The 15,276-nt window shown below is 72.8% G+C and carries 9 protein-coding genes; 6 read left to right on the top strand and 3 right to left on the bottom strand.

Going from position 1 to position 15,276, the window contains the following annotated elements; genetic code table 11:
* Positions 1-35: 35 nt before the first annotated feature.
* Positions 36-2,108, bottom strand: a complete 2,073-nt coding sequence (locus ACG83_RS29275; RefSeq protein ID WP_083473692.1) for an MMPL family transporter — start codon at positions 2,106-2,108, stop codon at positions 36-38.
* A 332-nt stretch (positions 2,109-2,440) separates the two neighbouring features.
* Here ACG83_RS29275 and ACG83_RS29270 point away from each other — a divergent pair, with 332 nt between their 5' ends.
* Together ACG83_RS29270 and ACG83_RS29265 are read left to right on the top strand one after the other, a co-directional pair.
* The gene (locus ACG83_RS29270; protein ID WP_083473651.1) at positions 2,441-3,625 is read left to right on the top strand and encodes a sensor histidine kinase; all 1,185 of its coding nucleotides are present in this window, start codon (positions 2,441-2,443) and stop codon (positions 3,623-3,625) included.
* Positions 3,600-4,277: a response regulator transcription factor gene (locus ACG83_RS29265; protein WP_054569638.1), complete on the top strand. Its 678-nt coding sequence runs from the start codon at positions 3,600-3,602 to the stop codon at positions 4,275-4,277. Before ACG83_RS29270 ends, ACG83_RS29265 begins: the two co-directional genes overlap by 26 nt.
* 12 nt (positions 4,278-4,289) lie before the next feature.
* Here ACG83_RS29265 and ACG83_RS29260 read toward each other — a convergent pair whose 3' ends face one another.
* Entirely contained in the window at positions 4,290-7,940 is a 3,651-nt protein-coding gene (locus ACG83_RS29260) for an AfsR/SARP family transcriptional regulator (RefSeq protein ID WP_161934805.1), read from the bottom strand.
* Between the two features lie 169 nt (positions 7,941-8,109).
* On the opposite strand from ACG83_RS29260, the gene ACG83_RS29255 reads away from it, so the two are divergent.
* The gene (locus tag ACG83_RS29255; RefSeq protein ID WP_054569458.1) at positions 8,110-8,787 is read left to right on the top strand and encodes a hypothetical protein; all 678 of its coding nucleotides are present in this window, start codon (positions 8,110-8,112) and stop codon (positions 8,785-8,787) included.
* Positions 8,788-8,791: 4 nt separating this feature from the next.
* Entirely contained in the window at positions 8,792-9,265 is a 474-nt protein-coding gene (locus tag ACG83_RS29250; protein ID WP_054569457.1) for a cupin domain-containing protein, read from the top strand.
* 45 nt (positions 9,266-9,310) lie between these two features.
* Here ACG83_RS29250 and ACG83_RS29245 read toward each other — a convergent pair whose 3' ends face one another.
* A complete protein-coding gene (locus ACG83_RS29245; protein WP_054569456.1) occupies positions 9,311-10,555 on the bottom strand; it encodes an ABC transporter substrate-binding protein in 1,245 nt (414 codons plus the stop codon).
* A gap of 124 nt (positions 10,556-10,679) precedes the next feature.
* Between ACG83_RS29245 and ACG83_RS29240 the strand changes: the two genes are divergently transcribed.
* Together ACG83_RS29240 and ACG83_RS29235 are read left to right on the top strand one after the other, a co-directional pair.
* Positions 10,680-11,948: a CdaR family transcriptional regulator gene (locus tag ACG83_RS29240; protein WP_054569455.1), complete on the top strand. Its 1,269-nt coding sequence runs from the start codon at positions 10,680-10,682 to the stop codon at positions 11,946-11,948.
* Positions 11,949-13,109: 1,161 nt separating this feature from the next.
* Complete coding sequence (locus tag ACG83_RS29235) at positions 13,110-15,206, top strand: acyl-CoA synthetase (protein ID WP_200931396.1); 2,097 nt, start codon at positions 13,110-13,112, stop codon at positions 15,204-15,206.
* Positions 15,207-15,276: the final 70 nt, after the last annotated feature.

The raw sequence follows: 15,276 nt of genomic DNA, 5'->3' as shown, positions 1-15,276 counted from the left end.
GCTCGTCAGTCGGCGGCTTGTCAGTCCGCGGCTCGTCAGTCCGCAACGGTCGCGGGGCGTTCGATCGCGACCGCGGGCAGCTTTCGGGCGAGCGGAGCCGGCAGCCACCAGGCCCACCTGCCGAGAACCTGCATGACCGCCGGGACGATGAGGCAACGGATGACCAGTGCGTCCAGCAGGATCGCGACGGCGAGGCCGAGCCCGAACTGCTGGAGCATCCGCTCGGGGCTCAGCACGAAGGCGGCGAAGACCACGATCATGATTGCCGCCGCCGCGGTGATCACCTTGCCGGTCGAGGCCAGCCCTTCGCGTACCGAATGAGAGTGGTCCGACGTCTGGATCCATTCCTCGTGTATGCGGGAGATCAGGAAGACCTCGTAGTCCATGGACAGCCCGAACACGATCGCGAAGATCAGTGCCGGGATGAACGCCTCGACCGGCCCTGGCTGTGCGCCGAACCACCCGTGCTGGAAGACCAGCGTGATCACGCCGAGCGCGGCGGAGATCGACAGCAGGTTCAGGATGGCCGCCTTGACGGGGATCCAGATGGATCGGAAGACGAGCAGGAGCAGGAGCGAGGAGAGGCCGACGACGACCGCGACGAACAGTGGCAGCCGGGCCGCGAGCGTCGCGGAGACGTCCTGGGAGGCGGCGGTGGCGCCGCCCACGAGGACCTCGGCGCCGGTCTCGTGTTCCAGCGGCGGCGCGACGTCGTCGCGCAGGTGGTGCACGAGATCGACGGTGCCTTCGGCCTGCGGTGATGTGGTCGGGTAGACGAAGATGGTGGACAGGGCGCCGTCCTCGGAGGGCAGGGCCGGGCTCGCCGCGGCGATCCCCGGGGTCCTCGCGAGCTCCGCCTGGACGGTCTTCCCGGCCTCGGCGCCGCCCTTGACCAGGATGATCAGCGGGCCGTTGAAGCCGGGGCCGAAACCGTCGGTGAGCAGGTCGTAGGCCCGGCGCGAGGTGGTCTCCTCGGGGTCGTTGCCGGAGTCGGCGAAGCCCAGCCGCATGCCCAGCGCCGGCGCGGACAGCGCCAGCAGAACGATCAGGCCGACCAGAAGCGTCGGGACGGGACGGCGCTGCACAGCCCCGGCGACGGCCCGCCAGCGGTTGCCTTCGGTCCTGCCCTTCGCGGTGGCCCTGGCCTGCTGCCTCATGACATGACGCTGGAGGCGACCTCCGAACAGCGCCAGCAGCGCGGGCAACAGGACGAGGGATGCGGCCATGGTGATCGCGACGGTGATGGCCACGGCGAGGGCGATGCCCTGCAGGGAACCCAGACCCAGGGCCACCAGGCCGAGCAGGGCGACGATGACGGTGCATCCGGCGAAGAAGACCGTGCGCCCGGCGGAGTCCAGAGCCCTGCGGCCGGCCTCGGCGGGATCGGCGCCGCCGAGTAGCTCGTGCCGGTACCGGTAGAAGATCAAAAGGGCGTAGTCGACCCCGACACCGAGCCCGACGAGCATCAGGATCGGCGGGGTGAAGTCGGCGATGGTGAAGATGTGCGAGGCCAGCGCGATCAGGCCGATGGCACCGCCGACCGCGAACAGCGCGGTGACCAACGGCACGGAGGCGGCCAGCGCGGAGCCGAAGAGCAGGACGAGAATGACCAGGGCGGCCACGATGCCGGCGAGCTCGGCGGTCGGGCCTGGCTTTTCCTCCGCGTTGCGCGCGGCCTCACCGCCGACCTCGACCTGGAGCTGGTCCGTCCCGATGCGCTGGGCGACCTCGATGATTTCGGCGACGGCCGCCCGGGGGACGTCCTCGGTCCTGCCGGTCAGGGTGACGGTTGCATAGGCGATCGTGCCGTCCTCGGACACTGCGGAGGCATCGGTGAACGGGTCGCGCACGTCGGCGACCCCGGCCATCGGCCTCACCTCGGCCAGCATCGGCTCGATCGTTTCGCGGGCGCTCTCGACGCCCGCGGCGCTCCGGAAGACGATCTCGATGCTGTCGCCGGCCTGGTCACTGCCGTGCTCCCTGAACAGGTCGGTCGCCACCTGGGAGTCGGTGCCGGGCAGGGAGAAGTCGTTGCGGTAGGCGGATCCGGCAGCCATGGAGCCGACGGCGATGGCGGCCACGATGGCCACCCAGGCGACGATCGCCATCCAGCGGTGGCGCCCGGCCCAGCCGGCCAGTGCGCCGAACCGGCCCAGGTGCGAGGAATCGGACGTCTCCCTCGAATCCGAGTGGATGTCGCCACTGGTCGAGGCGGGAATGGGGGGCGAGGGCATGCATTCGAGCGTGCCCTCGGGACCGGGCCGTGGGCGTCGGCCCACGGCTGACAGTACTGACAGCAGATGTACACCAGCGGAAGTACGAGAATTCGCGCGCCTACACCGGCGGATGTACGTGTGGAAAAGCGCTCATCTCAAATCGGCATGCTGACCACGGAAGGGGAGTATTCCGGTCGCCTTCCTGTCATTGGCAGAATGCTGGTGTGCCCCACCCCGACCTGAGCCGTTTCCGTGAGCCCGGCGTCGGCGTCCCGCACGTCGAGGCGGCGCTGGCCCTGGTCGTGCTGGTGCTGGTGGGCGTGGCCGAAGGGCAGCGACTGGGGCCGAACGGGCAGGCATCCGCCGCGTCGGTCTCCGCCTGGCTGATCGCCGTGGCGGTGTGCGGGGCGCTGCTGCTGCGCCGCCGGTACCCGGTGGCGGTGGGCTGGTGCACGGTGCTCGGTACCGGCGCGTACTACCTGGTGAGCACCGTCGACGGCCCGCTCGTGCTGGTGCCGGTCGCGGTGCTGTACGCCCTCGCGTCCCAGGGGCGCCTGCGGGCCTGCGTCGCCATGGCGGTGGTGATGGTGATCGGCGTCAGCGCGGGAGCCCTGGCCGGAACCGGCGACATCAGCGGCACGGCCGTCTTCATGCTCACCGGCTGGCTGGTCGCCGTCGTGGCCCTGGGCGCCATGCGGCACGGCAGGCTCGCCTACGCCGAGGAGCATGCCCGGTGGAGTGCCGCGCAGGAGCGGCTGCGCATCGCGCGTGAGCTGCACGACGTGGTCGGGCACACCATGTCGATGATCAACGTGCAGGCCTCCGCCGCCCTGCACCGGCTGACGAAGGACCCGAGCCAGGCGGAGACGGCGTTGGCCGCCATCAAGGAAGGCAGCAAGGAGGGCCTGCGGGAGCTGCGCGCCACCCTCGGCATGCTGCGCCAGGTCGACGAGGAGGCCCCCACCGCGCCCACGCCGGGCCTGGCCGGGATCAACGACCTGATCGCCTCGGCCACCCGGGCGGGCCTGGACGTGCGCGTCGACGAGCGTGGAGCCGGGCCGTCGCCGCCCGCCGCGGTGGACCTCGCCGCCTACCGCATCGTCCAGGAGTCACTGACGAACGCCGCCCGGCACAGCGGCGCCCGGCACGTGACCATCCGGATCCACCGCGATGACCGGCAGCTGACGATCGGCATCGAGGACGACGGCCGGGGCCCGGCTCCCGCCGGCAACGCGGGCGGTACGGGCATCGCCGGCATGACGGAACGGGCCCGCGCGCTGGGCGGCATGCTGAGCGCGCGGCCTGGGCCTGCGGGCGGCTTCGTCGTGCGTGCCCGGCTACCGTTCACAGTCCCTGACAAGCCGATGGACGATTGGGGTGCCGATGATCAGGATCCTGCTGGCGGATGACCAGCGACTCGTCCGGGCCGGCATCCGCTCGATCCTCGACGACGAGGACGACCTCGAGGTGGTCGCCGAGGCAGCCGACGGGCAGGCCGCCGTCCGCGGCTGCCGTGAGCTGCGGCCCGACGTGGTCCTGATGGACATCCGCATGCCGGGCATGGACGGGCTGGAGGCTGCCCGGCTCATCGCCGAGGACAGCGAGCTGTCGACCGTGAAGGTGGTCATGCTGACGACCTTCGACCTCGACGACCACGTCTACGGGGCGTTGCGTGCCGGCGCGACGGGCTTCCTGGTCAAGGACACCGAACCGGCCGAGCTCCTGCACGCCGTGCGGGTGGCCAGGCGGGGTGATGCGCTGATCAGCCCGTCCGTCACCCGTCGGCTCATCGCCGAGTTCGCGGGCCGGGAGAAGGCCCGGGAGCCCGATGCCCGGCTCGACGTTCTCACCGGCCGCGAACGTGAGGTCATGCGGCTGGTCGCCGCGGGCCGCACCAACGACGAGATCGCCGCGCGCCTGGTGATCTCCCCCCTGACGGCGAAGACCCACGTCAGCCGCATCATGGCGAAACTGGGTGCCCGGGACAGATCCCAGGTCGTGGTCATGGCGTACGAGTACGGAATGGTCAGCCCCGGCCGGCCTGCGGGCCAGACGTCCTGAATCGGAAACAGGTCAGGTGCCGGAGTAGGGCAGCCGCATGCCGATGGTGTGCGCGTCGCGCGCGGCGGCCAGATCAAGCCGCCGGGCTTCGTCCTCGTGCCCGGCGCGGCGTAGCGCCTGGGCGAGCCGCCGCCGGGTACGGATCACGAACGGCACCCCACCGGTCTTCTCGGCAAGCAGCAGCGACGACCGCAGGTCGGCGACGCCTTCGTCCACCCGGCCCAGCGCCAGCGCGAGGCCGCCCCGGTACAGGGCGGCCGGGCCCATGCAGGTCAGGCCGAGCACAAAGGTCACCAGCGACTCGCCGTACCCCGCGATGCGGTCCGCGAGGCCGGTCGCCCACTCGGCCATGTCCGGGACGGCGTCGACCAGCTGCGCCACGATCTCGGCGAGAAGCACGACGTAGACCGGTTCCATGGCACCAGGCGCGACGTCGGCCAGGTCCGGCCGGACGAGGCGGCGGACCTCACGTGCCGCCGCCTCGGGGCGCCCGGTGTCCGCGAGCGCGAGGGCGCGGATCAGCGCCCACTCGGCGATCACCTGTTCCTCCATGTCCTCCACCTGCGGGAGGAAGTCGCCCAAGGTGGCGCGGTCCCAGGCGGTGATGCCGTGGATGGTGGCGGCGGACTGGGTGAGCGCGTTGATCGCCCCGGGCGTCACACCCGGCAGCGGCCCGCCCAGAACCGCCGCGACCTCGGCGGCCTGGTCGTACCGCCCCGCGTAGAGGTGGTGCATCGCCTGCCAGCAGTGGTCCAGCAGGTCGAAGTCAGGGTCGCGCACCTGGCGCAGCCGCCGGCTGAAGGCGGCGGACTCGCCCTCGGCGGCTTCGACCTCGCCCAGCTCCCACAGGACGGCCCGACGCAGGTGCCGGGCCACCAGCTCGCCGCTCGGCGGGCCCTCGACCGTCGCCAGCAGCGTGTCGGCGATCGCCAGCCGAAGGCCGGTGTGCGCCGGTGTCCAGGCCGCGAGCGCCCGGGCGATCAGCAGGCCGGCGGGTTCCTCGGCCGCCCCGGGCCGGGTCGTGCGCTGCTCGGCGAGCACCTCGGCGGCCCGCCCGATGAGCCGGCTCGCCGCCGCCGGCTCGCCATAGCACGCCCGGACGGCCGCCGAGGTGAGCAGCCGGAGGCGGAGGTCCCCTTCGGCCGCGGGCAGTGCCGCCGCCGCGGCGTCCAGATCGGCGATCAGGCCCGGCACCGGGACGTAGAACAGCGAGCTGTAGCCGCCGACCGCGTCGCCGGCGCGGGTCAGCGTCGCGAGTCCCGCGCGGACGGTGTCGCCGTGCGCGGTGGCGATTCTGGCGGCCTCGGTGAGCACCTGCTGTGCCTGCGCGAAGGCGGCGGACCGCCGTAGCGCCTCACCGCGGATCACCATCAGGTCGACCCGCAGGTCAGGACGGTCCCCGGGAACGAGGTCCAAACCGTGGCCGGCGAGGGTCGCCGCGTCCTCGAACGCGAACTGCGCGAGCGCGGCCCTTGCCGCGACCGCCTGTGCCTGGGCGGCGCGCAGGTCGGGATGTCCGGCCGCGGCCACGCGAAGATGGTGCGCGAGCACCGCGGCAGGTACCGACGCGCCCTGGTGGGCGACCAGGGCGTCGGCGACGAGGCCGGCCAGCCGGGCCCGCTCGGCGGTGCCCATCCCGACCAGCACGGCCTCCCGGACGATGTCGTGGGTGAACCTCAGCCGTCCCGGAGCGGGCACGTCGGCCAGCCCGGCGGCGACGGCGATGTCCACCGCGTCGAGCGCGCCGGCCTGGGACAGCCCGGCGGCGGCTGTCACCACCGGCAGCGCCGCCTCGCGGCCGGCCACCGCGGCGGCGGCGAGCAGGCTCGTCAGGCCGGTGGGCATCGCGGCCAGCCGCGCGAGCACGGTGTCGCGCACCCCGGTCGGCAGCGTGCCGGCCGCTGCGGCCTGGTCAACAACCGTGGCCTGGTCAACAACCGTGGCCTGGCCGCCCGCCGTGGCCTGGCCGTCCGCCGTGGCCTGGCCGGCAGAGGTGGTCGCCGCCAGCCGGGCGAGCTCGACGACGAAGAAGGGATTGCCGGCGGTGCGGCGGCGGACGGCTGCGGCCTGCTCGGGGGTGGGCGCCATGCCGCTCACGGCGCCGAACAGGCGGCCGACGTCCGTCGGTGGGAGCCCGGCCAACTCCACCCTGGTCAGGGCGGGGTGACGGGCGAGCACGCCGAGCAGCCGGCGCAGCGGCTCGCCGTCCTGGCCGCCCCCGGCGGGGTCGCCGGGGGCGGCCGTCCCGCCGCGCCCCGGACGGAAGCTGCAGACCAGCAGCACCGGGACGTCCGTCAGCTCGCCGGCGAGGATCTCCAGCATCGCGGTCGAAGCCGGGTCGGCCCAGTGCAGATCCTCGAGCAGCGCCAGCACCGGACCGGCAGAGGCGAGCTCGGCCAGATGGCGGCCGATCGCCAGCGCCACCTCGAACCGGACCGGACCGTCACCGTCCCGGACCGCCCCGAAGGCGCCCACCACCTCCGCGGGCAGGCCTCGCAGCAGCTGCCGCCATGGCCAGTAGGCCGGGGCGCCGGAGACCTGCGTGCAGCGGCCCCAACGGGTCTGCGCCGGTACCCGCCGGGCGAGTTCCTCCAGCAGCCTGGTCTTGCCGATGCCTGCCTCGCCGGACAGCAGGGCCACGCCGGTCGCCTGCTCGGTGGCGGTCCGCTCCCACGCCTGTTCGAGGGCGGCGAGCTCCCGGTCTCGGCCAAGCAACGGCAGCCGCCCGCCGGCGGCCCCGGCGGTGGCAGGCGCGGGGGCAGGCGCGGCGAGCGTGGGGGCGGTCAGGGCCGCGGCGGCGAGGACGCCGGTGTGGGGGGCGCCGGTGTGGGGGACCCCGGGCCGCGCCAGCCCGGCGTCGTGGCGCAGGATCGCGGTCTCCAGCTCCCGGAGCTCCGGCCCCGGTTCGAGGCCCAGATCATCCGCCAGGGTCTGCCGTGCCTGACGAAGAACGGTGAGCGCGTCGGCCTGCCGGCCACCGCGGTACAGCGCGGTGGCGAGCTGGGCGTGAAGCCTCTCCTGCAGCGGGTGCTGGCTGGTCAGGACGCGCAGCTCACCGATCACCGCATCGTGTTCGCCCAGGTCGAGCCGGACGGCGAGGAGGTCCGCGCGGACGGCCATCTGGTCCTCCGCCAGCTTCACCCGTGCCGCTTCGGCCGCCGGGTGGTCCGCCAGGTCGGCGAACGGCTCACCCCGCCAGAGGGCGAGCGCACGATCCAGATGAGCGCGGGCACCGACCGGGTCCCCGTCGTCGAGCGCCCGCCTGGCGAGTGCCCGTAACTCGTCGAGGCGCCCGGTGTCGAGATCTGCGGGGGAGACCGCGAGGGCGTAGCCGGAGCCTCGGGTGACGAGCAGCCGGTACGGCGGGCTGGCCCCCGGCTCCAGGATCCGGCGCAGCACGGACAGATGCCCCTGCAGTGTGGACCGCGCGGCGGGTGGCGGTTCGCCCTGCCACAGCTCGTCGGCCAGTGCGTCCGCGGTGACGGTGACGCCGGGCCGCAGCAACAGGAGGGTGATCAGCTCCCGGCGCCGCCGCGGGCCGAGCTCCAGCGGGGAGCCGTCGCCGTCGCCGTCGCCAGCGGTGGCCGTGGCGGTGGTGGCTGTGGTGGCTGTGGCCGTGGTCGGCCCGAGTACGCCGAACCGCACCGGAGAGGAGCTGCTCACCGCTGCGATCGACCCCCGAATCGTCGCCGGCCGCCGAGCCCAGCCGGACGCAAGGCGCACGCAAGGCTTTCACCGCCGAACGGCCAGCGTAGTCGGCAACAGTCGTCCGTGGCGATGGGCGCGGCACGCGGCCGCCCCGATCCCAGGTCCCGGTCATGAAGGAGGAGCAATGTCCACTGTGGAGTCACAGCCGCTCGGCGGCGCGCCGCGGGTACCGCGCTCGGCGCGGCAACCGCAGGCCCCCGCGCCGGCGACGTCGGATGACACGACGCTGCGCCGGGTCCTGCTCGGTGCCGGCGGTGTCCTGTTCGCGCTGGGAAACCTGCTGCACCCGCTCGAGCACAACGAGGCGGCCGAACAGGCGGCCACCTGGTCCGCCGCCCACCTGCTCTTCGGAATCGGCGGTGTGCTGATCGCCGCCGGGCTGCCGCTGCTGGCGGGCCGCCTCGGGCCTGGCCGACTGGCCCGGGCCGCCTACGCGCTGGTCTGGATCGGGTTCGTGACGATGCCCGCGAACGCCTACATCGAAATGTTCGTCGCACCGAACATCGACCACCACACCCTGCACGAGATCGAGTCCGACATGACGCTGGTCGCCCTGCCGGTCGCGTTCGCGTTCATCATCGGAGTTCCGCTGCTCGGCATCGTCGGCTGGCGGGCCGGCGGGCTGTCCAGGCCGGTGGCCGCGGGTCTCGTCCTCGCCGGTGTGACGCTCCTGTTCGGGCAGGGCCTGCCCGTGAAGGAAGGCTACTGGATCATCCCGGCCACCGTCGTCGCCGGCCTGGCGCTGGCGGCGACCACCCTGCCGTGGAGCGACAGCAGGCAGCCGCGACGAGGCGGGAGCTGAACGAGTGCGCCCGTTCCACACCACCTCCGGCACCGCCGGGGGTGGCCCGCGGACGGCCCCGGCGGGCAGGCCGGCGCCCGTCCCGCTCGCCACCGCGGCGACGACCGGCGGCTCCTACGGCCTGCTCCGGGTACGGCTGCTGCCCGCCGACGAAGCGCCGTACCTGATCCACCACGGCGAGGACCGGTCGTTCGTCGTCCTGGACGGACGGATGCGGGTGGAGGCCGCCTCACGCCACTTCACCGCCGCCACCGGAGACCTCGTCTTCGTCCCCCGCGACCGGCCGCACCGGTGCCTGGCCCTGGACGGGCCGGCCGACGTGCTCATGCTGTTCACGCCGGGTGGGGCCGAAGGGCTCTACCTCGCACTCTGGCCGCCGGGGCACGACGCCGACCTCATCGCGCCGCTGTCGGCCGAGTACAACGTCGACGTGCTCGTCCAGTCCGGCGAGGCACCGGACGAACCAGGCTCGGGTTGAGCCCGGCCGCGGTCACCGCGCGGCGGTGGCGTCACGGTGGGGGCGTCACGGTGCGCCGGGGCAGATCGGGCTCTGGGGGGCGACCTCGAAGCCCCTTCCCGCCTGGTTGACGACGACGAACGTGTAGCAGGCCGGTGGCCGGCCGAAACCGGCGGTCAGGTCCACCGGCGCGGAGAGCAGGCCGCCGCCGTCGTAGGCGTCGAACGACCGTAACGCCGTCAGCAGGCCCTCCCTGGTGGGGCATGCGCCAGCCGCTTCGAGGCCCTGCACCAGGAGATCCGTGGTGATGTAGGCGTCGAGGGCGTTCTTCGTGTCGGGCGACTGGCCGGGCGCGTACCGCGCCATCGCGTCGAGGTACGGCTGGTGGACGGGAGACGACACCTCCAGCGGCACCACGGACGTGTAGTAGGCGGCCCCGCTGATCTGCGTGCCGTAGGCGTCCACCAGTCCCTGGTCGAGCCCCGCGGCGGAGACGGCGGCCCGCAGAGGGATGCCGGCCTGCCGGGCCGCGGCGTAGATCTCGGCGAAGGCTCCGCCGGGCAGCGCACTGACGAGGACGTCCGCTCCGGTGGCGGCGATCTGCTGCGCGAGCCGGGCCGGGGAGCTGGCGCCCTGGGTGTAGTCCAGCGTCGCGACGACCGGCACGCCTCCGGCCGCCAGCGATTCGGTGATCCGTGCGCCGCCCTGGACCGACGCCTCGAACAGGCCCGCGATGACCACGACGGCCGAATCGCCGCCGACGGCGCGGGCATACCGGGCCAGGGTGTCGCGCGTCCGGGTGTCCGGGGGAGCGATGTTCGCGTAGCTGATCATGTTGGGATGCTGCGACCAGGCGGCCTCCTGGGCCACGCCGGCCACCGGCACGCCCTGGTCGTCGAGGTACTGGGCCGACTCACCGACCACGCTGGAGCCTTCCAGCAGGGCGAGGACACCGGCGCCCCCGACGAGGTCGCGGGCGCCGGAGATGTTCAGGGCGCCGTTCGACTCGTCGTCCCGCCAGCTGTAGACGATCTTCCGGCCGTGAACGCCGCCCCCTTCGTTCACCTCGCCGAGGCGGGCCTCGATGCCGCTGCGCATCCCCTGCCAGATCTCCGCGGCCGGGCCGGTGTCGGACAGCAACAGCCCGAGCCTGATCTCGGTCGCACTGACGCCCGGCGACGTGCACGCCGACCGGCCGAGGCCGGACCCGCCGGTGTCGGAGGCCGCGCACGCCCCCGCCAAGGCCAGTGCGGCCAGCGCCGCCAGCGCAGGCGGCCGGGGTAAACGATCGCGCCGAATGATGCCCAACATCGATCTCCCACGCCGGATCCGGGTCCGGTGTGATCCCGCCAGACCGGATATCAATTGAGCAAGCATGGAGGCGACGGGACCGCAGTGCCCCTGGGAGCTTGTCCAGATAACGCGGAGGAACTCTGTGACCGATACCAAAAGCGCCAGGATCTACTTCGGCGGAGTGCCGGTGGACCGGCATCTGTCGGTGCGGATCCGCGAGCTGGCCGCGTCCGTCGTCACGGAGCTGTCCGCGCAGCTTTCCGCCTACGCGTCGCTGCCGGAGGAGGAGCTGCGCGGTGACATCACCCAGACGACCCGGACCTGCATCCGGCTGTTCACGCACATGCTCCGCACCGGCGAACCACCCGCCCACGGACAGCTGAGGGAGTTACGGGAATCCGCCGGCCAGCGTGCCGACGAGGGCGTTCCGCTGGAAGCACTGATCGACGCCTACCACCTTGGTGCCGAGGTGTGCGTGGACCGGGTCATCGCCACGGTCGAGCCCGGCGATCTCCCCGCGATCCTGACCGTCCAGCGCCTGCTCCTGCGATACCTCCGGACCATCATCTCCGAGGTCTCCGCCGGCTACCTCGAAGCCCGACTGGCCGCCATTCATGAGGAACAGGACGCGCGCCGGGCGATGCTTTCCGCGCTGCTCACCGCCTCGCCGGCCGAGATAGCCGCCCGGCGGGCGGCGGTCAGGCTGCCGGCGAGCTACGCGGTGATCAGCCTGGAGATCGCCCCGCACCCCGACGAGCTCAACCCCGCGGTCGACGCGCTCGTCGCCGCGCGCCGCAAGCTGCGCCGGATCCGGACGGAACTGGAAGGCGGCGCACCGGCCGTCGTGCTCCACGGGCTGTCGCCCGACGGCGGGCTCGTCCTGGTGCCCCTCGACGACGCGGTCGGCGCGCGGCCCACGGAGAACCTGGCCGAGCGCAGCTGGGGCGCGCTGTCGTCGCTCGTCGGCCAGCTCGGCCGCGCCGCCCGGGCGGAGATCACCGGCGGTGTCGTGCCGGCCCGGCCGGACGCCGTCGCGCCCGCCGCCCGGCTGGCCACCGAGATCTGCCAGATCGCCCGGGTGTCCGGCCGTCCCGCCGGGATCTACCAGCTGGGCGACGTCGCCTTCGACTACCAGCTCACCAGGCCGGGGCCCGCGCGTGACTATCTGGCGTCACGGCTGCAGCCGCTGGCGAACCGGCCGGACCTGCTGGAAACCCTGCGGGTCTTCCTCGCCTGCGGGCTTGACCGCCGCCGGGCCGCGGGACGTCTGCACGTCCATCCGAACACCGTCGACTACCGGGTGCGGAAGGCGTCCGCACTGACCGGTCTCGATCCCACCAGCAGCGGTGACCTGCCGATGATCCACGCGGCCTTCACCGCCCACGCGGCGGACGCTGGTGGTCTCAACTGAGTGCCCTCCTGCGAGCCGCTGCCGCCGCTGCCGCTGCTGCCGCTGCCGCTGCCGCTGCCAAGCAAGAATGATGGTCTTCTGGGTTTCTGACAGCTCTGGTCAGCTTTCGGCGGGGGAGCTTCTGTTCCGTTCGCGTCCTAAAGGGCTCCGCGTTTCTCTTTCCTCGGATCTCTTGAAATCCATTTCTTCGCCGGTTTTCAAGCCTCCGTGGGGTGGTTTTAGGAGGAGACACGAAGAGGTCTTTAGTCGTCGTGACGGCGCACCTCGCCGGGTGCCGGTGGGGGTGGGATCTCGTCCGTCCAAGGCGCTGTGGGCGCCGCGGCAAGCCCTGAAACCGCTGGTCGCGGGGGGTGTTCGGGTCTCGCTGGCCGCGGTGACGCGGTGCCGGGCCGGCGGTGGTCGGGTGCGCGGGCCGCCCACGGCGGCGATTCGCCCGTGATGACCGATCACGCGTGCCCATCATTCATACGGCGAAGGGAAACGATTCGGGTTTCAGACACCTCTGTCACTTTGCCGAGGCGGGCCGGGGGCGCGTCCGACCATGGGTCTGGACGGCCCGGCCGCCCTGGACGTCCGTGACCACGGCCGGAACCGATCGGAACCCGCGACCGCGCCGGCTCCCCGGCCGCTGCCGCGCGCGAGGGAGGATCATGGTCGTCGGCAGGCCCGTCGCGGAATCCCGGGCATCGGGCCTCTACCGACGCCGCTGCTCCTCGGCAAGAAGTGTGGATTTCGGCTGCGAAAACGACCAGAATCCTCACTTCTTGCGGATCGTCAAGCCGCCTTCTGTGCTCTTTGTTCGTCTGGTTCGCACCCCTGGCGCCGCGCCGCGTGGCGCGGCGCGGCGCGGGCCGGCGCGGACCGCCGAGTCAATATCGGTGAACTTCCGTTTGTATTCGCCTGCTGGATGCTCTCCACGGCCAGCGGATAGCGCGAGCCGGATGGGCGCCGTGCGAACGAGGGTACCTTTGTTATGGATGACAAATCGCCGTCCGTAGGTCTGGGGCGGCGCACGGTCGTTTTCGGCCCCGCGCATCCATAGGATTACGGCCAGTCCAAAAGTGCTGGGCAGCGGACTCGTCGACAGCCGGACGGAGAACAGAGCTCCGCCTATTTCTGCCGACTCGTCGCGCTTCCCCGAAGCTCGAGGAGTACATGGTCGTGGCTGGAAACGAAAGCGTCGACCCGTGGTGGCCGGAATTCCGCGGCCCCGCGGATCTCGCGGTGATCGAAGAGGTACCGCTGGCGGAGCGGGGCCTGCCGGCCAGTACCCATGCCCTGCTGCGGCACGCCGCACAGACCTGGCCGAGCCGCCCGGCCGTCTCGCTGCTGCCGTCGGGAGAAAAATGGGATCGGCCCGTCGTCTGGACGTTCGCTGATCTGCGCGACCGCGTCAACCAGGTCGCCAACGTCCTGACCCGGCTGGGGGTGGGTCGCCGAGATGCCGTGGCGATCCTCGCGCCCAACAACGGCCTCGTCCTGGCCGCCCTGCTCGCCGCCCAGACCGTCGGAATCGCCGCGCCGCTCAACCCCGGCCTGGCCCACGCCCAGATCGTGGGTCTTCTCCGCCTGTCCGGGGCTCGGGTGCTGGTCACCGCGGGGCCGGAACTCGACCCGCAGGTGTGGGCGACCGCGGTGCGGCTCGCGGCCGGCGCCGGGCTGCGAGTGGTGCTGGCGGTGCGCCCGGACGGCGCCACCGGAATCCCACCGGCGCTCGACGGACCCGTCCCGGCGCTCGACAGAGAGGTCCCGGCCCTCGACGGAGAGGTTCCAGCCCTCGACGGACCCGTCGCGGCGCTCGACGGACCCGTCGTGGGAACCGGCGCGGCGGCCCGGGTGGCCTACCTCGACGAGCTCATGGCCGCCGAGCCGGCGGACGCGCTCACCGCGCCGGACCGGCCGCGGCCGGGCGACATCGCCAGCTACTTCCACACCGGTGGGACGACCGGGTCGCCCAAGCTCGCCGCGCACACCCACGCCAACGAGGTCGTCAACGCCTGGCAGATCGCGGTGGGCGTCCGGCTCGCCGACGACGTCGCGGCGCTCGCCGGGCTACCGCTGTTCCACGTCAATGCCGTCGTCCTCACCTGCCTGGCGCCGCTGTACCGCGGCCAGCACGTCGTCTGGGCCGGCCCGCTCGGCTACCGCGACCCGTCCCTCTACGGGGTGTTCTGGAAGATCGTCGAGCGGTACCGGGTCGCGGCGATGTCCGCGGTGCCGACGGTCTACTCGGTCCTCGCCGCCTGCCCGGTCGACGCCGACATCTCCACCCTGGTCCTGCCCGTCGTGGGCGCGGCACCCCTGCCCGAGGAGATCCGCCGCGGGTTCGCCGACCGCACCGGGGGCCTGCAGCTGTGCGAGGGCTACGGGCTCACCGAGGCCACCTGCGCCTCCGCCCGGAACCTGCCCGGCCATCTCCGTCCCGGCACGGTCGGCCAGCGCCTGCCCTACCAGCGCATCAGGGCGGTGCGCATCGAGGCGGACGGCACCTGGACCGACCTGCCGGCAGGTGAGACCGGCGCCCTCGTCATCGCCGGGCCCAACGTGTTCCCGGGCTATCTCCGCCCGGGCTCCGACGAACCCGGTTCCGAACCCAGTTCCGATCCCGATCCCGATCCCGAGCCGGAGCCGGAGCCGGAACCGGCCGGCAGGATCGCCGACGACTGGCTCGACACCGGCGACCTGGGCAGTGTCGGCCCCGACGGCTTCGTCCGCCTCGTCGGCCGGGCCAAGGACCTGATCATCCGAGGTGGGCACAACATCGACCCGACGTCGATCGAGGACGTCCTGCTGCGCCACCCGGACGTCACCGCCGCGGCGGCGGTCGGCCGGCCCGACGCGCACTCCGGCGAGGTGCCCGTCGCCTATGTCGCCGTGCGGGCGGGCGCGACCGTGGCCGCACAGGACCTGCTGGACTGGGCAGCGGCGAGAATCCCCGAGCGGGCCGCCGTGCCGAAGGCCGTCCACCTCGTCGACAGCATCCCGATGACGCTCGTCGGCAAGATGTTCAAGGTGCCGCTGCGCGAGGACGCGGCTCGCCGCGCCGCCGGTGCCGCCCTGGAGGATGCCGGCCTCGCCGAGGCGGCGGCGACCCTCACCGTCCACACCGAAGGCGGTGGGCCCGTCCTCACAGTCACCGAACCCGCCGACGAGAGGTCAGCAGCCCGCATTTCCGCCGAGCTCGGCCGCTTCGCCACCGCATGGCGCTTCCGCCCAGCCACCCGCGTGGTCGGCCCCACCACCGCCACCGGTCGGTGATTTCTGCTGCGACCGTTACCTTCTTGGCCTGCTGGGTCAGGTGCTGAAAGAGCGCGCACCATGATCGAGA

Origin of the sequence: Frankia sp. R43 (genome assembly GCF_001306465.1) — a bacterium.
Classification (GTDB): Bacteria; Actinomycetota; Actinomycetes; order Frankiales; family Frankiaceae; genus Parafrankia; species Parafrankia irregularis.
Note: the sequence above shows the minus strand (reverse complement) of the source record. Positions and strands in the feature narration are given on the sequence as shown.

Coding starts and splice junctions, on each gene's coding strand:
- ACG83_RS29275 (WP_083473692.1), bottom strand. CDS start 2,108: ATGGCGATCGTCGCCTGGGTGGCCATCGTGGCCGCCATCGCCGTCGGC.
- ACG83_RS29265 (WP_054569638.1), top strand. CDS start 3,600: ATGATCAGGATCCTGCTGGCGGATGACCAGCGACTCGTCCGGGCCGGC.
- ACG83_RS29255 (WP_054569458.1), top strand. CDS start 8,110: ATGTCCACTGTGGAGTCACAGCCGCTCGGCGGCGCGCCGCGGGTACCG.
- ACG83_RS29245 (WP_054569456.1), bottom strand. CDS start 10,555: ATGTTGGGCATCATTCGGCGCGATCGTTTACCCCGGCCGCCTGCGCTG.